Source organism: Brucella ciceri, from assembly GCF_041930145.1.
Classification (GTDB): domain Bacteria; phylum Pseudomonadota; class Alphaproteobacteria; order Rhizobiales; family Rhizobiaceae; genus Brucella; species Brucella intermedia.
On sequence record NZ_JBHEEV010000002.1, the window covers coordinates 379,869 to 401,641 of the forward strand.

Consider the following 21,773-nt stretch of genomic DNA (forward strand, 5'->3'; position numbering starts at 1 on the left):
TGGAACCGCTTCAAATATTTGTTTTGTCGCATTCAAGCATTTGTTTAGAAGAAAAGCCCGCTTGATAGCGGGCTTTTTTGATGGCGTGGCGACCGTTATTTCGAGCCGGATATTCCAGCCTGTTCGAACGTCGCCATACCGCCATGGCACAGTGCCGCCGCCTTGACGATACCGGCTGCGAGCGCAGCACCCGTCCCTTCTCCAAGGCGCATTCCCATGTCGAGCAGCGGCTGCTTACCCATCTTCGCGAGAAGCTTGCGATGGCCCGGCTCGGCGGAAACATGACCGAACAGGCAATGATCGATGGCTTCCGGATTGGCGGCATAGAGCACCGCCGCAGCAGCGCTTGCCACGAAGCCGTCGACGATGACCGGGATTTTTTCCATGCGCGCCGCGAGGATCGCGCCAGCCATGGCAGCGATTTCACGGCCACCAAGGCGGCTCAAAACCTCCAGCGGGTCCTGCAGATGCGCCTGATGGAGCGCAACCGCCTTGCGCACGGCGGCAAGCTTGCGCTCAAGCAGTTCACCCGTCGAGCCGGTGCCGGGTCCAACCCAGTCTTCCGCCGTTCCGCCGAAAAGCGCCAGCGCGATGGCCGCCGCAATCGTGGTATTGCCGATGCCCATTTCGCCGATGCACAGGAGGTCGGTTCCACCGGCAATCGCTTCCATGCCGAAGGCCATGGTCGCAGCGCAGGTGCGCTCATCCATGGCTGGCTCTTCCGTTATGTCGCCCGTCGGATGTTCCAGCGCCAGATCGAAAACTTTCAGCCCGAGATCGTTGGCGATGCAGATCTGGTTGATCGCCGCGCCCCCGGCTGCAAAATTTTCGACCATCTGTGCCGTCACGCTCGGCGGAAACGGCGTGATGTTCTTGGCCGTGACGCCATGATTGCCGGCAAACACCGCAACCAGCGGGCGATTGATCTGCGGCGTGCGCTTTCCGGTCCATGCGGCAAGCCATGCCGCGATCTCTTCCATGCGCCCCAGCGAACCTGCGGGCTTCGTCAGCGTAGCCTCACGCTCGCGAACGGCCCTTTCCGCCCCCAGATCAGGCCCCGGCAGATTGCGGATCAGTTCCCGGAAATCGTCAAAAGGTAGGCCGCTGGCGCTCATAGGTTCAGTCCAATCAAAGATGGGAGATGTAAATTCGTGGGGCTCGTCCTATAAGCACTGACGCGAATTTTCAAATCACCTCTTTGAGTTGAATCAACATTGAGGCGAATTATCGCGAAATTCCGGGCCGGAAACAAAGTGGAACAGTGACTTGCAGCGAAATAGTCTCCTTGGCGACACGATCCGCAGCCTCGGCTTTCTGAGCCGCCTGCCGCTTCCGCAACGCTGGTTTGAAAACGGCGATGATTCGTTGCCGCGCAATGCACGGGCATTTCCGCTTGCGGGAGCCGTGCTGGGCCTGCTGGCGGGCATCGTGCTTTACGCGGCCCATGGAATGAACCTTCCGCCCCTTGCATGTGCGCTGCTCGCGATTGGCGCGCTGGCGGCGATGACCGGCGCGCTACACGAAGACGGGCTGGGCGATACTGCCGATGGCTTTTTCGGCGCCTCTTCCGCCGATCGCAGGCTGGACATCATGAAGGATTCCCGCATCGGGACTTTCGCCGCGCTTGCCCTGATCGTCATTGTCGGTGTGAAAGCGTCTTTCCTGACGGCGATCATCGACCGCGCGGGCGCAGGATATGCAGTGCTTGCGCTGATTGGGTGCGAAGCGGCAAGCCGCGCTGGCATGCTTGCGTTCTGGCATGCCCTGCCCTCGGCGCGTCCGGGCGGGCTTTCCGACAGCGTCGGCCAACCGCAATGGGAGACCGTTGTTTGCGGCTCCGGCATCGGGCTGGCCGTTCTTGTCCTTACACTGATACCTTCCGGCGGTTTCCTGTCGCTCATCAATGCGCTGGTGTTGGTGACCGTCCTGCTTTTCGGCTTCGCCCGACTTTGCATGGCAAAAATAGGCGGACAGACCGGGGATACTCTGGGCGCGGCACAGCAGATCGGTTCGATTGCCGTGCTCGCCGGGCTTGTCATGGCCCTTTGATGCAACCACATTGCATCCATGGATATGTCAACCATCGAATCCCCGTGCATATTGATATGCACGATCGACACGGAAACCGGTTTCTGCCTCGGCTGCGCGCGGACGCTTGACGAAATCGCACGCTGGTCCAGCATGAGCGCGGAAGAGCGAACAGCCGTCCTGTCGCTTCTCGCCGACAGGCACGAAATCATCGTAGAAAAGAGAATTGGCTGATGGGGCGCTTTTTCTGGCTCATTATTGCGGCAGTCGCCGTTGTCGTCCTGCTGCTGATGTCCAACAATGACGGCGGCTCAACGCTGGGCATGGACAATGACGTGTTTGCCCGCGCCGCCTATCTGGGCATATGGGGCGTCGTGCTTGCCGCCGGACTGCTCGGTTCCGGTATCAAACTGACCGACTTTGCGCGCAACATGGCCGTTTGGGCCGTGATCATTCTCGCCCTCGTTGCGGGCTACCAGTACCGTTACGAGTTGCAGGACGTTGCAAGCCGGGTCACGGCGGGGCTGGTACCGGGAAGCCCTATTTCGGGCCGCAGTGCCGATGGTGCGCTGACTGTAACGCTTGCAAAGGCTGCAAACGGCCATTTCGAGGTGAACGGACGTGTGAACGGCGCACGCGTTCATTTTCTGGTCGATACCGGCGCGTCATCGGTCGTCCTGTCCCAGCAGGATGCGGAGCGCGCAGGCATAGACACCGCCTCGCTCAACTATTCCGTTCCGATCATGACGGCCAACGGCACGGCAAGCGCGGCAGTCATCACCATCGCCACTTTGCAGATCGGCGATATCGAACGCCAGAATGTGCGCGCCATGGTGACGAAGGAAGGGCTGATGACCGGCAGCCTGCTTGGCATGAATTTTCTGCAGACGCTCGGCGGTTTCACCGTCCGTGGCGACCAGCTTATTCTGATCGATTAAGCTGCTTCTGCTGCCGCTTCAGTCACGACTGCATGGGCCTGACGCAGCACATCGCTGGTTGCCCCCGGCTTGGTGGCATCCGTCGAAAGGATTTGCCGCCAGCGCCGTGCACCCGGCTGTCCGGTAAAAAGCCCGACCATATGGCGGCTCACATGGGACAGCCTGCCGCCCGCCGCGATATGGCGATCAATATAAGCGCACATCTCGTCGATGATGTCTGCCATCGAGGTATCGCGCTGTTCGCCGCCGTAAAGGCGCACATCCACCTCTGCCAGAAGTTCAGGATTGTGATAAGCGGCGCGACCAAGCATCACGGCGTCGACGGCCTGCAAGTGTTGCTCTGCCTCATCAAGCGTATTGATGCCGCCGTTAATGCCGACGAAAACATCGCCGAGCCGCGCCTTGAGGCGATAGACGCGATCATAGTCGAGCGGCGGAATCTCGCGGTTTTCCTTCGGCGAAAGCCCTTTCAGCCAGGCCTTGCGGGCATGGACCCAAAGCGCATCCGCTCCCGCGTCAAGCGTCATATCGGCCAAAGTATCGAGTGCTGCTTCCACATCCTGATCGTCAACGCCGATGCGGCATTTGACTGTGACGGGCACGGAAACCGCCTCCTTCATGGCTGAAACGCAACGCGCCACCACATCCGGGGTCTGCATGAGGCAGGCTCCGAATGTACCGGACTGCACGCGATCCGACGGGCAGCCGACATTGAGATTGATTTCATCATAGCCGTAATCGGCGCCGATCTTCGCCGCCTCTTTCAGCTTTGCCGGGTCGGAACCGCCAAGTTGCAGCGCCACGGGGTGTTCAGCTGCGTCGAAGCCCAGCAACCGGTCGCGCGGGCCATGGATGATGGCATCCGCCACGACCATTTCGGTATAGAGCAATGCATGGCTGGAAAAGAGCCTGTGAAAATAGCGGCAATGCCGGTCCGACCAATCGATCATGGGAGCAACGGCAAAGCGAACGTTGGGATAGTTGCGGTTTTTTGATTTTATTTCAGTCATTTATACAACAATCCTGAGAATGCGATTCAGTCGCAGTCGGCGCTTTCGGCATTTATTCAAGTTCGGAAGGGTGCCAAAAGCCACAATTGATCGAAATGATCAAGTTTCGCCGCTATCGCGGCCACCAGCGCTTTATATAGTGGGGCGCAGAAAAATTTCACACCAGAGACAAACTCTCGTCGCTCCACGACTGTCTTCTCGTCCAAGACGCACTATGATTGAGTGCAGAAGCATTCCCGATTCTCATCTTGCTAGAGCATTTCCTGTTTTGATTGAATCGTTGGAAATGCTCTATCTTTCTGTTTTAAGCATGTCTTTATCCCGAAACCGGTTCCCACTTTCGGGCGACATGCTCCAGTTCAAGGAAATTCGGCGTGACCTTCTTTTCCCCTTTCGGCAAATCATTCGATGCGTTTCTATTCGACATGGACGGCACGATATTGAGTTCCATCGAGGCAACCGAACGGGTGTGGAGCGAATGGGCGATACGCCATGGCATCGATCCGGTTACATTCCTGCCGACCATCCACGGTGTTCGGGCAGTGGAAACCGTCCGCCGCCTTGCCCTGCCCGGCGTCGACCCGATCCGAGAGGCGGAAATATTGCTTCAGGCCGAAATGGCCGATCTGGAAGGCATCGCGCCCATCGATGGCGCGCATGAGTTTCTGAGCGCGCTGCCGGAAGACCGCTGGGCGATTGTAACCTCTGCGCCGCTCGAACTGGCGCGCCGTCGCGTCGCGGCTGCGGGATTGCCGATGCCCAGGACAATCGTGTCAGCCGAAGATGTCGAGCGCGGCAAGCCGAGCCCTGAATGCTTCCAGCTTGGCGCGAAGCGGCTTGGCTTCGATCCGCACAACTGCCTTGTGTTCGAGGATGCGCCAGCCGGTATCGTCGCCGGAGAAACTGCCGGTGCGAGCGTTGTCGTGGTAACCGCGACGCATCCGCATTCGCCCCAGACTTCCCATCTCAGCATCCAGAGCTATCGCAATCTGCAGCTCGATATCCTGAGCGACGGCAGGCTGGGGCTGGAACCGACGGCACCCGACCCTGTAGGCTAGATAACCCGCCGCCCCTCGCGCCAGACGGTGCGGATGATCGGAACGTGATCGGCGATCTGTACGCGGACGAGGTCGGCCCGCTTGCCGGCAACGATCTCACCGCGATCCTCAAGTCCCACGGCGCGCGCAGGATTGGCGGAAACCAGACGAATGGCCTGCGGCAAGGAGATGCTTTCCACGACATCGGCGAGGAAAAAGGCCGATTGCATCATGCTGGCCGGGATATAGTCCGACGATATGATGTCGAGATTTCCGGCTTCGGCCAGTTCACGCGCGGAGACATTTCCAGAATGCGAACCGCCGCGCACCACATTCGGCGCGCCCATCAGAACCGACATGCCGGAAACTTTCGACGCCTTGGCAGCCGTGTGGGTCGTTGGAAATTCGGCAACCCGTATCCCCTGCGCCTGCGCCTCCGCCACATGCTCCACGGTCGCGTCGTCGTGGCTTGCGAGAATAACCCCGCGCTGATGGCATAGTTCGGCAATCGCCTTGCGCGTCGGTGCGGAATATTGCTGCGACTGGCCGATACGGCGCTCGCAATAGAGCCTGAAGTCCTCTTCCGAGAATTTCAGCTTGCGGAGGAAATAGGTCTTGTAGCTTTCGATATCGGTAAACTGGCGCTGCCCCGGCGCGTGATCCATCAGGGACACCAGCCTGACCAGCGGCTGGTTGCCGAATTTTTCAAAGGCCGGAAGGCAATCGGGTGCTGAAACCTCGCAGCGCAAATGCAGGAAATGGTCGGCGCGCAAGCGCCCCGCCGCGCGGCCCTCGGCAATTGCCGAAGAAAGCTTGCGCATATCATCGATACCCGTTTCGGCGTCGTCATCGAAGCCGATGCGCAGGGCGTCGAAAACCGTGGTGATTCCCGAAGCGGCAATCTGTGCGTCGTGTGCCTGCACGGCGGCAATAGGGTTCCAGCGCACTTTCGGGCGCGGCGCATAGTGCCCTTCGAGATGATCCGTATGCAACTCGACCAGACCGGGCGTCAGGAAGTCGCCTTCCATATCCTCGCCGGTACTGGCTGCACCGGCGGAAATATCGGCGATCCTGCCATCCACGAGCTTCAGGGAACCGAGGACAACGTCGTCGGCGAGCACGATGCGTGCGTTGCGCAGAACCGTTTCATTTCCCATTGGTTACGGCCTCCCAACCGCTCGTGAGGCGCGAGCCGATGCTGCCTTGCCGCCCGTCAGTGGATGCAGCGAATGAATCTGGAAAGGCGCCCCTTTCTCAGGTTCCACGAACAGGGCGAGATTCGCAACCTCCACGGCGTCATCCAGCAGCGGCGTGAAGAATTCATCCAGTGTCCGCTCCACGCGAGCGCGGTCTTTCTCCTCCACCGGTCCGGTCAGGGTCATGTGAAAGCGGAATTCCTCAAAAACATAAGGATAGCCCCAGCGCTCGATATTGTGCCGCTGCGCCTCGCTGAGACGTTCGGGCCGTCGCCTGGCTATTTCCGCCTCGGTGAGCGGGGCGCGAAACCGGTCGAAGGCAACCACGACATCGTTGGCGAGCTGGTTCAGCTCGGCCACCGGTTCTTCGGGCACAAGCGCGAAGAACGGCCCAATCGCGTGAAGCTTCAGGCGGGGAATGGTGACAGGCGACGCCGACGAAGCAAAATGCATCAACGCGGAAAGCAGATCGTTTTCCGTGTGTTTCTCATCCAGACGGAAGGGAGCCTTCATCGTCGCATGAAAACCGTAGCGGCGCGGCTCTTCGGTCAGCTGGGCGATTTCATCGGTGGCAAGCGAGCGAATCGCAGGCATCTTTACCGGCTCGCCGCTGAACGCATTGCGTCCGAGCCAGTTTGCGGCAACCTTCAAAAGCGCATCGTTGGATGGCGGCGTGAAATAAATCGCATAACGCATGTCAAATCCTTAGGCGAGGTTCGCGACACGACGTCAGCGGAACTCCAGAATATCAGGCAATGCATCGCGCTTTTGAAGAGCTGTCCCGCGTTTGGGAAGCGATGCGGTCGGCGGATGCTTACACAATGAATGTGGCAAGTCGATAAAGGCCGGATGACAGCTGACGAAATGCCGACAAACCAATTTTACATAGCCGCAAATTAGTATAGGCGTTAGCCCCATTGGAAGTGAGGAGACTGAAATGGGCGGATTTGCGTCTATCGGCGAATGCATGATCGAGCTTTCTGGCAATGAAGGCGACCAGTGGCGCATGGGTTTTGCGGGCGATACGCTCAACACTGCGTGGTACATGCGGGCGCTGATGGAAAAATCCTATCCCGTCGAATATGTGACCGCCTTCGGCGAGGACAGTTTCTCCCAGAAACAGCGCGTGTTCCTGACCTCCAACGGTATCGGTATCGCCCATAGCCCCATCATCGACGGGCTGCATCCCGGCCTTTATGCAATCACGCTCAACGGCGCCGAGCGCTCCTTCACCTATTGGCGCAGCGACGCCGCCGCAAGGCGTCTGGCCAGTGACCGCGAAGCGCTGGAAAAGAGCCTGACCGGCCGCGACATCATCTATTTTTCGGGTATTTCGGTCGCCATCATCCTGCCCGAGCATCGCCACACGTTCTTCGATGTCCTGCGGCAATGTCGCGCCGCCGGTTCGCGGATTGCCTTCGACCCGAATTTCCGCCACCAGCTGTGGCCGGACCGCAAGGCCGCGCAGGATATCATCAGCGAAGCAATGCGCATTGCCGATATTGCGCTTCCCACCTTCCCGGACGAACAGGCGCTCTTCGGCGACAAGGACGCCAGCGCGTGCGCTGATCGCCTTGCCGGGCTTGGCGTAAAAGAGATCGTCGTCAAGGACGGCACGGAACCCGCGCTCGTCGTCACCGGCGAGGAAAGAGTGCTCGTCCCTTCCGTCGTTGCGCAAGCGGTGGACACAACGGGCGCAGGCGACAGCTTCAACGGCGCCTATCTTGCGGCGCGGCTGAACGAGCTTGCCCCGGTGGAGGCAGCCCGCAAGGCGCATCTGGTAGCAGCCCGCGTGGTCGAGATACGCGGCGCGCTTGCCCCGATGGAAACCGCACGCGCCGCCTTTGCCGATTAGAGCGCGTTTCGTCTGACTGGATCAGTTCGGCGCTCTAATCATTTGTTCTGACGCGCATCTTTTCCGAAAACCGTTTCACACTTTTCGGGATGCGCTTTAATCCCTTGTTCTGACGCGCATCTTTTCCGAAAACCGCTTCACACTTTTCGGGATGCGCTTTAATTATCTTTCGCGTGAAAAGCTGAAATGGCTGGTCTGGGCGTAAATCTCGCCCGGACGCAATATTGCCTGCGGGAAATACGGATATTCCAGCGATCCGGGCCATATCTGCGGCTCCAGGCAGAAACCTGCATGTTTTCCGTAGGGCTTGCCCATAAGGCCGATGCAGTCATTGGCCATGGTGTTGCCCGCATAGAACTGAACGCCCGGCTCCGTCGTCGATATATCGAGGCGAATGCCGGAGCGCGCGCCCTTCACTGACGCGCAGGGACGCAATGGCCCGCGAGCCGCAGCCAGACAGAAATTGCTGTCATACTGGACCTGAGCGCCGTTCTCCTCGAAGCGAATCGGGCGGAAATCCCGGAAATCATATGGCGTCCCTTTGACCGGCAGCACGCGCCCGTCCGGAATGAGAGCTTCATCGACCGGCATATAGGCATCCGCCTCGATTTTAAGCTGGTGATCGAGAATATCGCCCTCGCCGCCATCATCAAGATTGAAGTAGCTGTGATGCAGCAGGTTGCAGACGGTCGTCTTGTCGGTCACTGCCTCCAGCCGAACGATGAGCGTTCCGTCCGCATTGAGCATGTAGGTGCAGCTTACATTCAGGTTGCCGGGAAAGCCCATTTCGCCGTCGGCGGCCACCGTGGCAAGCGTCACGAAATCCGGCCCGGTCCCGGTTATCTTCCAGACGCGATTGCCCAATCCCTTGCTGCCGCCATGCAGGTTGTGGCGGCCCTGAAAATTCGGCTCGACCTCATAGGTCGTTCCGTCCAGTTCAAAGCGGGCATTGCGGATACGGTTGGCCGAACGGCCCGCAATCGCGCCCAAATGCGGCGAATGCGCCGGATAATCAGCAAAGTCGCGATAACCGATCACCAGCGGGGCTTCGTGGCCCTCCATGCGCAAATCCTGGATGGCCGCGCCCCAGCTTATGATCCTGGCCGTCAGCGGGCCGTTGGAGATAGTGAGCCGGTGAACCGCCTGCCCGTCCGGTGCATATCCAAAGATTTCCGAATTCACGTTTGCCCGCCTGTAAATGATGCAGCGTTGAGTTGCCCATGAATCCGCATCCATGCGCGGGGCGCAAGATGCAAGATGATCAAATAATGATTTTGAACAGAACTTGATCGATCAGGATGACAGATGAATTTCGGACTGTTTTCCTGCGGGAAACTGATGTTATCATGGCGTGTAAATTATTGATTATTATGGGTAAAGACTAATTTAGAGGCTTTTCATATGAAGTCGAATTTCCAGAAAGTCATGCCTTATATTTTCAGTGAAGAAGGCGGTTATGCAAACAACCCCGCCGATCCCGGCGGCGCGACCAATATGGGCATCACCATCGCCACCCTGTCTGCATGGGAGGGGCATCGCGTATCGCCGGAAGATGTACAGAACCTGACCGCAGCCACCGCAACGAAAATCTATCAGGCGCAGTTCTGGAACAAGATCGACGGCGACAACCTGCCTTCCGGCATCGACTATGCGGTGTTCGACTTTGCAGTCAATTCAGGCCCCGGGCGCGCGGCCAAGATGCTGCAAGGCGTCCTGGGCGTGCCGGAGGATGGCGTGATTGGCGCGAAGACGGTTGCGGCTGCGAGCATCCGGCCTGCCGGCGAGATCATCAATGCGTTATGCGACGCCCGCGCATCCTGGCTGAAAGGCCTGTCGACGGCTTCCACCTTTGGAAAAGGCTGGCTGGCGCGCGTTGAGCGGGTGCGGGCCCGCGCGCTGGCGCTGGCTGACAAGTCGCCGGTCCCTCGCCCGGTTTCCGCCCTGAACGATGTAGCGCCGACGAAAGCACGTCAGGGCGATACGGCGGTCACATCCGCTTTGATGCACCCGGAAGCTCTGGGTACGATGGGAAGCGCGGCATCGGGCCTCGCGGCGATCGTATCGGGGAACGGACCGGTTCAATATGCGCTGGCGATCGTCATGTTAGCCTGCGCCGCCGTCGGTCTGTGGTACTTTATCAGGCGGGTCAGGAACGAGCCCTGACCGCATCGCAATAACTCGGTTTTGAGAATATTTCCAAAACAAGAGTTTGCCTTTATGTTGCGCTTCGCATGTTGCGCGCCTTATATGCGCTTTCGACAGACCGGTGCTTATGAAAGTATTATGACTTTCCCTATCACCGGAAAAACGCTAGACACGCGCAAACAGTCAGATGCGTGCCAACTGTGGCACCGCCATGAATAAAGGAATCGAAACTTGTCCTCTACTTTTGACAAAGTCGCCGACATCATCGCCGAAACCAGTGAAATCGACCGTGACACCATCACGCCAGACAGCCACACCATCGACGATCTGGGCATCGACAGCCTCGACTTCCTCGACATCGTCTTTGCAATCGACAAGGCTTTCGGCATCAAGATTCCGCTTGAGCAGTGGACCCAGGAAGTGAACGAAGGCAAGGTTCCGACCGAAGAATACTTCGTTCTCAAGAACCTCTGCGCGAAAATCGACGAGCTGGTCGCAGCCAAGAAAGGCTGATCCGGCACATTATATGGCGGTATTGAGGGGTGGACAGAAATGTTCGCCCTGATTCCGTTTCTGGAGCAGTCTCAGCACCGACGGACAAACGGCACCCATGCAGAACAATAAAGTCGTCATCACAGGCATCGGCATCATCTCCTCGCTCGGCGAAGGGGTCGACGCGCATTGGAACGCTTTCTCGAAGGCCGGTTCCGAACCGCGTCTCGAAAGGCACGCCTTTGCGCCCTACACCGTTCACCCGTTGGGCGAAGTGGACTGGAGCCTGCAAATTCCAAAGCGCGGCGACCAGCGCCAGATGGAAACCTGGCAGCGCCTCGGCACCTATGCCGCAGGGCTGGCGCTTCAGGACGCAGGCATGAAGGACGATGAAGCGCTCTGCGCGACCATGGACATGGTCGTGGGCGCCGGTGGCGGCGAACGCGACATCACCGTCGACATGCAGATTCTGGACGAAGGCCGCGTCCGCAACGACCGCGGCGTCATGCTGAACGAAAAGCTCTCGACCGAACTGCGCCCGACGCTGTTTCTGGCCCAGCTTTCCAACCTGCTCGCGGGCAATATTTCCATCGTGCACAAGGTCACGGGTTCCTCGCGCACCTTCATGGGCGAGGAAGGTTCCGGCCTTTCGGCCATCGAGACCGCAGCCGCACGCATCCGCACCGGCCAGAGCACTCATGCACTGGTTGGCGGTTCGTACAATGCCGAACATTTCGACATGATTCTCGGCCATGAGCTTGGCGGTCTGCTCAAGCATGACGGCTGGGCGCCGCTTTGGCAGCGCGACGGCTCGGCAGGCGGCGGCATGATCTCCGGTTCCGGCGGCGTCTTCCTCGTTCTCGAAAACGCCGAACATGCCGCGAAGCGCGGCGCACGCGCCTATGCGGAAGTGGCCGGGATTGAAAGCGCGCAGATCCGTCGCGACAATGCCGATCTTGCGAACGCCGTCCGCGAACTCGTGCTTGCCGCCAATGACGGCAAGAACCCGTCCTATGTCGTTTCCGGTGCTTCCGGTGCCCATGCGGCGACCGCCGCAGAGAAAACCGCGCTGGACGCCCTCTCGGCATCCTATCGCGGCATTTCCGGCCTGACCGGCCATTTGCGCGAGGCGCAGTTCCCGCTGGCACTGGCGCTTGCAGCCATTTCGGTCTGGAAGGGCGAGGCTTTCGCGCCGCTCGATGCCTCCGAAAAGGAAGCGGGCGGCCCTGTCAGTGAGGCAATTGTCACCATCGTCGGCGCAACGCGTGCCGAAGGCGCAGCAAAGCTGGTGAGAGTATAAGATGACGAAATATACAGACCATCTCGGCCGTCCCATTGTCGCCATCACCGGCGCTGGCGTGGTTTCCTCCCTCGGTCAGGGCAAGGAAGACAACTGGGCTGCATTGACCAGCGGCAAATCGGGCATCCACACCATCACCCGCTTTCCGACCGACAATCTCAATACGCGCTTTTCCGGAACGGTTGATTTCCTGCCTGAAAGCGATGTGGGCGCATCGGCGCTTTCCGAAGCGCTGGCCCGGCTCGCCGGTGAGGAAGCCCTCGCCCAGTCGGGGCTTTCGTCGACGGATTTCGGCGGTCCGCTGTTCCTGGCGGCACCCCCGGTCGAACTCGACTGGAAAAGCCGCTTTGCACTCGACGCAACCGTGAAGAATGAAGGCCCGGCAAGCTATCAGCTTCTGCTGGAAGCCTGCCGTCGCGCGCGTCAGGACGAACTCTTCAACACGACCCAGTTCGGCTATATCGCCGAACGCCTGTCGGAAGCTTTCGGCACGCGCGGCCTGCCGATCACCTTGTCGACTGCCTGCGCCTCGGGCGCGACTGCGATCCAGCTCGGGGTGGAAGCCATTCGTCGCGGCGAAAGCGACCGGGTTCTCTCTATCGGAACCGATGGTTCAGTCTCCGCCGAAGCGCTCATTCGCTTCTCGCTGCTGTCAGCCCTTTCGACGCAGAACGACAGGCCGGAAAAGGCTTCCAAGCCCTTCTCCAAGGACCGCGACGGCTTTGCCATGTCGGAAGGTTCCGGCGCACTGGTCATGGAATCGCTGGAAAGCGCCGTTGCGCGTGGCGCTAGGGTTCTGGGCATTCTGGCCGGTTGCGGCGAAAAGGCCGATGATTTCCATCGCACACGCTCCAAGCCGGACGCCTCGCCTGCCATTGGCACGGTGCGCGCCGCGCTGGCAGATGCGGGCCTGACCGAAGATCAGATTTCCTATATCAACGCCCACGGCACCTCGACGCCGGAAAACGACAAGATGGAATATCTGGCGCTCTCGACCGTATTCGGTGAAAGGCTTGCCTCCATCCCGGTTTCTTCCAACAAGTCGATGATCGGTCATACGCTGACCGCTGCGGGTGCCATCGAAGCCGTCTTCTCGCTTCTGACGATCCAGACCGGCACATTGCCGCCGACCATCAATTACGACAATCCGGACCCGGCTATCCCGCTCGATGTCGTGCCGAATGTGAAGCGCCAGGCGGAGGTCTCTGCCGTGCTTTCCAACTCGTTCGGTTTCGGCGGACAGAATACGAGCCTTGTTTTGGCGGCAAATCCGAATTAATCCGTCCGGCAACGAACTTAAATTCCTGATGATCCCGGAAGGCGGAAGCTCTCCGGGATCATGCCATGAAAGGAACAGCCCATGCGCGCCTTGCAGCTTCTTGATGATCGCCGCCTTGAAATCACCGATATCACACCCCCGCCTGCCCCCGGCATCGGCGAGGTGACGGTACGCATCAAGGCCGTCGCGCTCAACCACATCGATGTATGGGGCTGGCGCGGCATGGCGTTTGCCAAGCGCAAGATGCCGCTCGTCATCGGCGCGGAAGCTTCCGGTGTCGTCGATGCCGTCGGCCCCGGCGTTTCCAATCTCCTGCCCGGCCAGCTTGTGTCGATCTATGGCGCGCGCACCTGCGGTCTTTGCCGCGCCTGCCGCGAAGGCCGTGACAATCTGTGCGAGCATGTCGGCGGTGTGCATGGTTTCCATCTCGACGGCTTTGCCTGCGAAGCCGTGAACCTGCCTGCCCGCCTGCTCGTTCCGGCCCCTCCCGGCGTGGACGCCATCGGCGCTGCCGTTGCACCGGTTACCTTCGGCACGGTCGAACACATGCTGTTCGACAATGCCAAGCTTGAGCCGGGCGAAACCGTGCTCGTTCAGGCAGGCGGTTCCGGCATCGGCACGGCGGCGATCCAGCTTGCCAAGAAGATGGGCTGCACCGTCATCACCACCGTCGGCTCCAACGACAAGATCGAGAAAGCCAAGGCGCTCGGCGCCGATCACGTCATCAACTATCGCGAAGACCGCTTCGAAGGCGTGGTGCGCAAGCTCACCAAGAAGAAGGGCGTGGACGTGGTGTTCGAGCATGTCGGCGCGGACACATGGGCCGGTTCGATGCTCTGCATGAAGCGCGGCGCGCGTCTCGTCACCTGCGGCTCGACCTCCGGCGTTTCCACCAACATGAACCTGATGCAGCTCTTCCAGCAGCAGCTCAAGATCTTCGGTTCCTTCGGCTGCCGCATGGAAAACATGGCCGATGCGATGCAGAAGATGGCGCGCGGCATCGTGCATCCGGTCATCGACACGGTGGTCGGCTTCAACGATATCGACACGGCGCTGAAGCGCATGGAAGGCCGCGACGTGTTCGGCAAGATCATTCTTGAGATCGACTGAGCCGTAATTCCATGATGTTCAAGCTGAAACTTCTGCTCTTCCGCTGGACCCGCAAGCTGAAGCAGTTCAACTACTGGCTCTGGGCACAGGCCGTGTTTCTGCTGCTTGGCCTGCTGCGCCTGTTCCCGGCGAAGGCAGCGATCAGCTTTTCAGCGAGGGTGGCCCGTCTGGTCGGGCCGCTGACGCCGCGCCACAAGGTGGCGACTGATAATCTGCGTCAGGCCTATCCAGAGAAAAGCGACGCTGAAATCGAAGACATCGCCCGCGAAATGTGGGATTCGATGGCGCGCCTCTTCGCGGAATATATCTTCCTCGACGCGGTTTTCGATTTCGATCCCTATGCGACCAAGCCGGGGCTGGTCGAAGTGGAAGGCATCCCGATTTTCGAACGGCTGCGCGACGAGAAGAAGCCTCACATCTTCTTCACCGCCCATACCGGCAATTTCGAGTTGCTGCCCATCTGCGCCGCCACTTTCGGCCTGAACGTCACGGCGCTGTTCCGCCCGCCGAACAATCCCTATATCGCCGACAAGGTGCTGAAGGCCCGCCGCACCAATATGGGCCATCTGGTGCCGTCGAAAGCCGGCGCTGCATGGTCGCTTGCGCATATCCTCGATGAAGGCGGCAATGTCGGCATGCTGGTGGATCAGAAATTCCGCCGCGGCGTGCCGTCGACCTTCTTCAATCGTCCGGTAAAGACCAACCCGCTTCTGGCCAAGCTTGCACGGCAATATGATTGCGACGTCTACCCGGCGCGCTGCATCCGCCTTCCCGGCGGGCGCTACCGGCTTGAACTCTATGAACGCATGGAACTGCAGCGCGACGACAAGGGCGAGATCGATGTTGCGGCAACTGCGCAGCTTCTGAACGATACCGTCGAGACATGGGTGCGCGAATATCCCGGTCAGTGGATGTGGTTCCACAAGCGCTGGGGATAGGATTCCCGCCCCTCATGTGCTAGGGGCTGGCCAAAGTTACGGAGATCACATATGCGCCCCATCGCCATCGCCCCGTCCATCCTTTCCGCCGATTTCGCCCGTCTGGGCGAAGAAGTCGACGCCGTGCTGGAAGCCGGTGCCGACTGGGTGCATATCGACGTCATGGACGGGCATTTCGTCCCCAACATCACTTTCGGCCCGCAGGTGGTGAAGGCGATCCGTCCGCGCACCGAGGCATTCTTCGATGCCCATCTGATGATTGCGCCATGCGATCCCTATCTGGCGCCTTTTGCCGATGCCGGTTGCGATCTCATCACAATTCACGCCGAAGCCGGACCGCACACCCACCGTTCGCTGCAATCGATCCGCGCTCTCGGCAAGAAGGCCGGTCTGGCGCTCAACCCGGCAACGCCTGCCGAAGCGCTGGCCAATGTCATCGAAGATGTCGATCTCGTCCTCGTCATGACGGTCAATCCGGGCTTTGGCGGGCAGAAATTCATCGCCCCGATGCTCGACAAGATCAAGCGCGTTCGCGAAATGGTCGGCGACCGCCCTATCGACATTGAAGTTGATGGCGGCATCACGCCGGAAACCGCAGGCTCGGTCGTTGCCGCTGGCGCCAACATTCTCGTGGCCGGTTCGGCCGTCTACAAGGGCAATTCGGTCGAGAGCTACCGCGTCAATATCCAGGCGATCCGCGCCGCTGCCGAAGCTGCCCGCAAAAATTAAACACCCCTCTTTCTACAGGATGCACCCATGATCCCGCGCTATTCCCGGCCTGAAATGGTCGCCATCTGGTCGCCCGAAACGAAGTTCCGCATCTGGTTCGAGATCGAAGCCTATGCCTGCGAGGCGCTCGCGCAACTGGGCGTCATTCCAAAGGATGCAGCAAAGACGATCTGGGAAAAGGGCAGCGTGGCAAAGTTCGACGTCGCCCGCATCGATGAGATCGAGGCCGTTACGAAGCATGACGTCATCGCCTTCCTGACGCATCTGGCCGAATTCATCGGCCCGGACAGCCGTTTCGTGCATCAGGGCATGACCTCTTCGGACGTGCTCGACACCACGCTCAACGTCCAGCTGGTACGCGCTGCCGACCTGTTGCTCGCCGACATGGACCGCGTTCTGGAAGCCCTGAAGAAGCGCGCCTTCGAGCACAAGGACACGGTGCGTATCGGCCGCAGCCATGGCATCCATGCCGAACCGACGACGATGGGTCTCACCTTTGCGCGTTTCTATGCCGAGATGGCGCGCGGTCGCGCCCGCCTCGTTGCAGCGCGTGCGGAAATCGCGACCGGCGCCATTTCCGGCGCTGTCGGCACTTTCGCCAATATCGACCCGCGTGTGGAAGAATATGTCTGCGCCAAGCTCGGCCTTGAGGCAGAGCCGGTTTCGACGCAGGTCATCCCGCGCGACCGCCATGCGATGTTCTTTGCAACGCTTGGCGTCATCGCCTCGTCGATGGAAAACATCGCCATCGAAATCCGCCACATGCAGCGCACCGAAGTTCTGGAAGCAGAAGAATTCTTCTCGCCGGGCCAGAAGGGTTCGTCCGCCATGCCGCACAAGCGCAACCCGGTTCTGACCGAGAACCTGACCGGCCTTGCCCGTCTGGTGCGCATGTCGGTAACGCCTGCGATGGAAAACGTGGCTCTCTGGCACGAACGCGATATTTCGCATTCGAGCGTCGAACGCGCCATCGGTCCGGACACCACCATCACGCTTGATTTCGCGCTGAACCGTCTGGCCGGTGTGATTGAAAAGCTGGTGATCTACCCGGACAACATGCTGAAAAACATGAACAAGTTCCGCGGTCTGGTGCATTCGCAGCGCGTTTTGCTGGCGCTGACGCAGGCCGGCGTGTCGCGTGAGGATGCCTATCGTCTCGTGCAGCGCAATGCCATGAAGGTCTGGGAACAGGGCGCCGACTTCCTTGAGGAACTGCTGGCCGACACGGCAGTGCGCGCCGCTCTTTCCGAAGACCAGATCCGCGAAAAGTTCGATCTCGGCTACCACACCAAGCATGTGGATACGATTTTCAAGCGCGTCTTTGGTTGAAGTGGCTCTAACCACCCCTCCCTCACCCTGATGAGCCGTTGAAAACGGCGTCTCGAAGGGCTGAGGGAAACACTCCGCATGCCCTCGTCCTTCGAGGCTTCGCTTCGCTTCGCACCTCAGGATGAGGGAGGGAGCACGGAGACAACAAAAAGCCCCCATGTTCTGAACGTGGGGGCTTTTCTGTTCTATAAATTGCCCCTCCTGGCTTGCGGGTGCGCAGCCGCGCTAATGAGCGCATATTGAAAGCCTCCAGCGCGATCCCGAAAAATTTCGAAACGGTTTTCGGAAACAGGATGCGCGCAAAAACAAGTTGCTGGCGACCGATATGATTCAATCAGATCGGGCGCCAAGGGAGGTTTTCATGAAGAAATTTCTGTTTCCTATAATGATTGGTATTACATCGCTTTCCGCAATCGGAGCATATGCCGGTTCGGGCGTCGGCCCGACCACTACGCCTGTGTCAGCCAGCTATCTTGGTACGCCTGCACAAAAGCTCACTCTTTTTGACCATCGAAAGGTGGTTTTGATATCGCAGAAGGCAGGCATGACGGGAGCGCGGCTATGTCAGTATGCCAGCGAGCAAGAATGTTATTCAAAAGACCCGAAATGCAGCCTCGGACAGCCGCAAAATTACGGATGCGCCGTGTGCTCTGACGGCATTTCCTGGAAGTGCGTCCCGCTCTGATGAATGGGCTTTACAAAACAGAAACTGGATAGTTCCCAAACTATATTTGAAGCCTCCCAGTCGGGAGGCTCCTTTTATTGTGCAGCGTCATACGCTCTTTTTAAGCGTGTTGACCACATTGCCCCATGGGTCCACGAAGGTGCTGTCATTACCGCCGCGCGTATCTTCCAGTTCCACCCATGCGAGGCCGGTGCGATCCTCGTCGCGCTTGCCAGCACCGGCGCTCTGCCAAGCATTGGCCGCGATATGGTGATGGTAGCGCCCGGTGGACATGAACACTGCCCGGTCTCCATAGGTCTGGACGGTTTCGAGGCCGAGTTCATTGTGCCAGAAGGTTTCGGCTTCATGGGCATTCCCAACGCGCAGGTGAACATGGCCCACGACCGTGTTCTGCGGCGCAAAGGTCCATTCTCCGCCTTCCTGCTTGATGACATCGAGCAGATTACCGACATCCAGCGGATCGGTGCTCATGGCCACACGATCACCATTCCACTGCCACTGGCTGTTGGGACGATCCGAATAGATTTCGATGCCGTTGCCTTCGGGGTCGGTCAGATAGATCGCTTCGCTCACCTTATGGTCCGACGCCCCGCTGACCGGCAATTGCTTGTCGATGGCGCGGCGCGACCAGCGCGCCAGATCGCCTCGGGTCGGCAGCAGGAATGCGGTGTGATAGAGACCGGCACTGCGCGGGTCGTCCGGACGGGCTGCTGAAAACTGCTCGATTTCCATCAATTCGCGGTCGCCCGCGCCGAGAACGATCGAAGCACCACGGCGGGTCATCTCGCGCAAGCCCACCACATCACGGTAATATTCAGCCAGCGTTTCGGCGTCGCGCGCCTTGAGGCCGACGCGCGCCACTCGCATTGGCGTGGTCATTGCGAAAGGAAGCGGAGCGACAGGACGCCCGGTTTCGGCTGCCGCCGCTTTCAAATTCTGTGTCATATCGCTCTCCTTCGACGGCATTTCTGCGCGGACAGGAAGAATGTTGGCCATGACAGCAGTCCCGGCTGCGCCGAGCATCTTGCGTCTGCTGATTGCCATGTCGTTATCTCCGTCGCGTTTCAAATCTTGCCTAAACATCACCATTTGCGACATGTTTCACAAGATCGCGATCAGCGAACAGGCTGTTCATCATTCGCATGCCCTCCAGACCGGGCATACCGCAAGCACCGCTTGAAGAAGTGAGCAAGCCTCTCTAAATGGGAGGCCATGAAAGTCAAAGACGCAGATATCCTCATCATCCCCGGCTATACCAATTCCGGCCCCGACCACTGGCAGACCCGCTGGGAGAACAAACTCTCCACGGCGCGGCGCGTGCAGCAGGCGGAGTGGTCGAAACCTGTTCGCGAAGACTGGATCGGCGAAGTCGTCAAGGCTGCCAATGCGGCCACCCGGCCAATCGTTCTGGTCGCGCACTCGCTCGGCGTTGCAACAGCGGTTCATGCCGTGCCGCATATCCAGCACAAGGTCGCCGGAGCCTTTTTCGTGGCGCCTCCGGATGTTTCCAACGACAGGATCAGGCCCAAGCACCTGATGACGTTCGGTCCCTACCCGCGCGAGCGCCTGCCTTTTCCCACGATTACCGTCATCAGCCGCAACGATCCCTTCTCCAGCTTCGAGGCTGCGGAGGACGTGGTGAAGGATTGGGGCGCCATGCTCATCGATGCAGGTGAAGCCGGACACATCAATTCGGAATCCGGGCATGGACCCTGGCCGGAAGGTTCGATGGTGTTCGCCGAGTTCATGACGCAGCTACAGGCGCCCAAGCATCATTGATCTGAGAAGAAACGGAATGGTAGGGTCTGCTACCATTCCTCCCATCGTACTTCCAATCGCCCACCCAAGGCTCGCACTGCTCGGCTGATGGCCTTGAAGTTAGGATAGTCACAACGATAACCGCGTGTTTGGAAATATCGCCCGGTACCGGCTTCATCATCCAAATCCCGCATAATCCAGTTTATTTCGTAGCAGCGGCTCCTACACTGATCGAGTGAGAGGACTCCGGTGATTTTGTAAGGTTTTTTCTTGCGCCGGTAACTATAGTAACGGGCCGCGGCCTGAATTTTCCCCCACTCAACGCCGGGAAAGGCGCTGCATATTTCCTCCTTGGTCGCTTCTGGATAAAGTCTCCGCAGTTTTTGTTTCGCTGACCATCCCCAACACAACTTCTTGGGAACAAGCCCCAGTTTCTGGCAGCGTGCCTGTATTGCTTTTCTTGATCGGGTATCCAGAACTTGGCAAATCGCAAAATAATCGGGATAGAAAAACCGACATACCCGGTCTTCGTCATCAGTCCATAATCGATGCCCGCTGATCGTGAACCCGGAACGAAGTATCTTTGAGCGTATACGCTCCGCCGAATCTGCATTTCGCGATAGATATCTTAAGTCCATTGCACAAACCAACAGGCTATTTTTTCTTCACCTTCATTACGCGGAAGGAGTTGAAGGTGTTGGCTTTGTCGGTAAAAGCATCCGCGACAGATTTTGGGAGAGCGTTCAACTCCCTCAACTCGTAGGCGAGGATCGCAAAGTCAAGTTTCTTCCGTTCTATATCCTGGCTTTTAACTTCCAGAATTCGCGCTTCAATTTCCGCTTTCTGACGGAGAAGGTCATCAAGTTCAGACATGCACACCCCTCGAACGAGCGTTCGGCTAAGAGATATTTGTGATGAAATCGCGTGGGTAGTGAAAGTGAAGTAGTTCAACCAACTTATCGATCCGTCCAGCGGGCTGCCAGTTGCAATTGTTTGGGCCCAAACATTCCGGCGGGTCTACCATAAGCAAAAGAAAAGGCGGGTCACGAGCCCGCCTTTTCTTGTTCAATACCTCGCAACGGACTTAATCGCGGACCGCTTTCGTCAGCGTTTCGGCTGCCAGCCGGATGTAACCGCCATCATTGCTGAGCGTCAGGAAGCGGAAGCCAAGCGGAATGTAACGCCGCGCGAATTCCGCGGTCGGCGAATAGATGCCTGCAATCTTGCCAGCCGCAATTGCCTTGCGCGCAATGTTGCCGATCGGCTCCACAATCGCATCGGAATTCGGGTTGGCCTCGCGTCCGTTGCTCCATGCTATGGAGAAATCCGCAGGGCCGACGAAAACGCCGTCGATGCCGCGAACGTCGAGGATGGCATCGAGCGCATCATAGGCGTCCCGAGTCTCGATCATCGCGAAGGCGAGCGTGTCGTGATTTGCGGTCGTCAGATAATCGTTGGAACCCGGCGTGCCGTAATCCGCATTGGCCCTGAACACACCCCATGAGCGCTCGCCCACCGGCGGATATTTCATGGCGGCTGCAAACCTGCGGGCATCCTCGACGGAATTGATCATCGGAGCGATGACCGCCTGCGCGCCGAAATCAAGCGCACGGCTTGCCATGTCGAAACGGCCGACGGGAACGCGCACGACGGGCGGCTTGCCGGCATTCAGGATAAGGCCCAGCGAGCGAAGCACGCTCGCCTCATCGTGGCCGCCATGCTGCATGTCGAGCGTTACGGCGTCGAAAGCGCTATGGGCGAGAATTTCGACCGTCAGGGGTTCAGGAAGCGAGGACCATGCGGAGAGCACTGTTTCCCCGGCGCGAAGGCGCGAAGACAACGACATTCGAATTTCCTTCATTTCAAAGCAACGGGGCGGAAGTGCTGGTGGATTGAATTTTACGTTCGATACTCGTCCGCAATCAAACCACTAGCTGCCTTGCG

At 59.1% G+C, this 21,773-nt stretch carries 23 protein-coding genes; 15 read left to right on the forward strand and 8 right to left on the reverse strand.

Features of this window, described 5'->3' with window-relative positions:
- Positions 1–95 precede the first annotated feature (95 nt).
- A complete protein-coding gene (gene cobT, locus JNC63_RS04980) occupies positions 96–1,115 on the reverse strand; it encodes a nicotinate-nucleotide--dimethylbenzimidazole phosphoribosyltransferase (RefSeq protein ID WP_006471764.1) in 1,020 nt (339 codons plus the stop codon).
- A gap of 151 nt (positions 1,116–1,266) precedes the next feature.
- Here cobT and JNC63_RS04985 point away from each other — a divergent pair, with 151 nt between their 5' ends.
- From JNC63_RS04985 to JNC63_RS04995, 3 genes are read left to right on the forward strand one after another with little or no spacing between them, the layout of a single operon-like run.
- Positions 1,267–2,049: an adenosylcobinamide-GDP ribazoletransferase gene (locus JNC63_RS04985; protein WP_006471765.1), complete on the forward strand. Its 783-nt coding sequence runs from the start codon at positions 1,267–1,269 to the stop codon at positions 2,047–2,049.
- Positions 2,050–2,067: 18 nt separating this feature from the next.
- Positions 2,068–2,262: a DUF1289 domain-containing protein gene (locus JNC63_RS04990; RefSeq protein ID WP_006466646.1), complete on the forward strand. Its 195-nt coding sequence runs from the start codon at positions 2,068–2,070 to the stop codon at positions 2,260–2,262.
- Complete coding sequence (locus tag JNC63_RS04995) at positions 2,262–2,966, forward strand: TIGR02281 family clan AA aspartic protease (RefSeq protein ID WP_006471766.1); 705 nt, start codon at positions 2,262–2,264, stop codon at positions 2,964–2,966. Before JNC63_RS04990 ends, JNC63_RS04995 begins: the two co-directional genes overlap by 1 nt.
- Here JNC63_RS04995 and dusA read toward each other — a convergent pair.
- Entirely contained in the window at positions 2,963–3,976 is a 1,014-nt protein-coding gene (dusA, locus tag JNC63_RS05000) for a tRNA dihydrouridine(20/20a) synthase DusA (RefSeq protein WP_063882618.1), read from the reverse strand. The genes JNC63_RS04995 and dusA overlap by 4 nt on opposite strands.
- A 374-nt stretch (positions 3,977–4,350) precedes the next feature.
- Between dusA and JNC63_RS05005 the strand changes: the two genes are divergently transcribed.
- Positions 4,351–5,034, forward strand: coding sequence for an HAD family hydrolase (locus JNC63_RS05005; RefSeq protein ID WP_006471768.1), 684 nt, complete (start codon positions 4,351–4,353; stop codon positions 5,032–5,034).
- Here the strand turns inward: JNC63_RS05005 and JNC63_RS05010 are convergent.
- Together JNC63_RS05010 and JNC63_RS05015 are read right to left on the reverse strand one after the other, a co-directional pair.
- A complete protein-coding gene (locus JNC63_RS05010) occupies positions 5,031–6,170 on the reverse strand; it encodes an alpha-D-ribose 1-methylphosphonate 5-triphosphate diphosphatase (RefSeq protein WP_063882619.1) in 1,140 nt (379 codons plus the stop codon). The two genes, JNC63_RS05005 and JNC63_RS05010, sit on opposite strands and share 4 nt — an antisense overlap.
- Before the next feature lie 3 nt (positions 6,171–6,173).
- Entirely contained in the window at positions 6,174–6,905 is a 732-nt protein-coding gene (locus JNC63_RS05015) for a DUF1045 domain-containing protein (RefSeq protein ID WP_006471770.1), read from the reverse strand.
- 241 nt (positions 6,906–7,146) lie between these two features.
- Here JNC63_RS05015 and JNC63_RS05020 point away from each other — a divergent pair, with 241 nt between their 5' ends.
- Positions 7,147–8,064, forward strand: coding sequence for a sugar kinase (locus tag JNC63_RS05020; protein ID WP_006471771.1), 918 nt, complete (start codon positions 7,147–7,149; stop codon positions 8,062–8,064).
- Positions 8,065–8,226: 162 nt separating this feature from the next.
- On the opposite strand, the gene JNC63_RS05025 is transcribed toward JNC63_RS05020, so the two are convergent.
- On the reverse strand, positions 8,227–9,246 hold the full coding sequence (locus JNC63_RS05025; protein ID WP_006471772.1) for an aldose epimerase family protein: 1,020 nt from the start codon (positions 9,244–9,246) through the stop codon (positions 8,227–8,229).
- A gap of 219 nt (positions 9,247–9,465) precedes the next feature.
- Here JNC63_RS05025 and JNC63_RS05030 point away from each other — a divergent pair, with 219 nt between their 5' ends.
- From JNC63_RS05030 to JNC63_RS05070, 9 genes are all read left to right on the forward strand, one after another.
- Complete coding sequence (locus JNC63_RS05030; RefSeq protein ID WP_006471773.1) at positions 9,466–10,227, forward strand: glycoside hydrolase family 108 protein; 762 nt, start codon at positions 9,466–9,468, stop codon at positions 10,225–10,227.
- Between the two features lie 213 nt (positions 10,228–10,440).
- Positions 10,441–10,722: an acyl carrier protein gene (locus JNC63_RS05035; RefSeq protein WP_006466638.1), complete on the forward strand. Its 282-nt coding sequence runs from the start codon at positions 10,441–10,443 to the stop codon at positions 10,720–10,722.
- Between the two features lie 97 nt (positions 10,723–10,819).
- Positions 10,820–12,001, forward strand: coding sequence for a beta-ketoacyl-ACP synthase (locus JNC63_RS05040; protein ID WP_006471774.1), 1,182 nt, complete (start codon positions 10,820–10,822; stop codon positions 11,999–12,001).
- Between the two features lies 1 nt (position 12,002).
- Positions 12,003–13,280, forward strand: coding sequence for a beta-ketoacyl-ACP synthase (locus tag JNC63_RS05045; protein ID WP_006471775.1), 1,278 nt, complete (start codon positions 12,003–12,005; stop codon positions 13,278–13,280).
- A gap of 81 nt (positions 13,281–13,361) precedes the next feature.
- The gene (locus JNC63_RS05050; protein WP_006471776.1) at positions 13,362–14,390 is read left to right on the forward strand and encodes a zinc-binding dehydrogenase; all 1,029 of its coding nucleotides are present in this window, start codon (positions 13,362–13,364) and stop codon (positions 14,388–14,390) included.
- Between the two features lie 11 nt (positions 14,391–14,401).
- The gene (locus JNC63_RS05055; protein WP_374846122.1) at positions 14,402–15,328 is read left to right on the forward strand and encodes a lipid A biosynthesis lauroyl acyltransferase; all 927 of its coding nucleotides are present in this window, start codon (positions 14,402–14,404) and stop codon (positions 15,326–15,328) included.
- 51 nt (positions 15,329–15,379) lie between these two features.
- A complete protein-coding gene (gene rpe, locus JNC63_RS05060) occupies positions 15,380–16,057 on the forward strand; it encodes a ribulose-phosphate 3-epimerase (protein ID WP_006471778.1) in 678 nt (225 codons plus the stop codon).
- Between the two features lie 27 nt (positions 16,058–16,084).
- A complete protein-coding gene (purB, locus tag JNC63_RS05065; RefSeq protein WP_025091403.1) occupies positions 16,085–17,386 on the forward strand; it encodes an adenylosuccinate lyase in 1,302 nt (433 codons plus the stop codon).
- Between the two features lie 361 nt (positions 17,387–17,747).
- On the forward strand, positions 17,748–18,071 hold the full coding sequence (locus JNC63_RS05070; protein ID WP_006471779.1) for a hypothetical protein: 324 nt from the start codon (positions 17,748–17,750) through the stop codon (positions 18,069–18,071).
- A gap of 87 nt (positions 18,072–18,158) precedes the next feature.
- Here the strand turns inward: JNC63_RS05070 and JNC63_RS05075 are convergent, their stop codons facing one another.
- Positions 18,159–19,115, reverse strand: a complete 957-nt coding sequence (locus JNC63_RS05075; RefSeq protein ID WP_374846123.1) for a VOC family protein — start codon at positions 19,113–19,115, stop codon at positions 18,159–18,161.
- A gap of 168 nt (positions 19,116–19,283) precedes the next feature.
- On the opposite strand from JNC63_RS05075, the gene JNC63_RS05080 reads away from it, so the two are divergent.
- A complete protein-coding gene (locus JNC63_RS05080) occupies positions 19,284–19,850 on the forward strand; it encodes an alpha/beta hydrolase (RefSeq protein WP_006471781.1) in 567 nt (188 codons plus the stop codon).
- 633 nt (positions 19,851–20,483) lie between these two features.
- Here the strand turns inward: JNC63_RS05080 and JNC63_RS05085 are convergent.
- Together JNC63_RS05085 and JNC63_RS05090 are read right to left on the reverse strand one after the other, a co-directional pair.
- Positions 20,484–20,702: a hypothetical protein gene (locus tag JNC63_RS05085; RefSeq protein WP_006471782.1), complete on the reverse strand. Its 219-nt coding sequence runs from the start codon at positions 20,700–20,702 to the stop codon at positions 20,484–20,486.
- Between the two features lie 211 nt (positions 20,703–20,913).
- Positions 20,914–21,681 carry an HpcH/HpaI aldolase family protein gene (locus JNC63_RS05090; protein WP_025091402.1) on the reverse strand — a complete coding sequence of 256 codons (768 nt, stop codon included), beginning with the start codon at positions 21,679–21,681 and terminating at the stop codon, positions 20,914–20,916.
- Positions 21,682–21,773 lie beyond the last annotated feature (92 nt).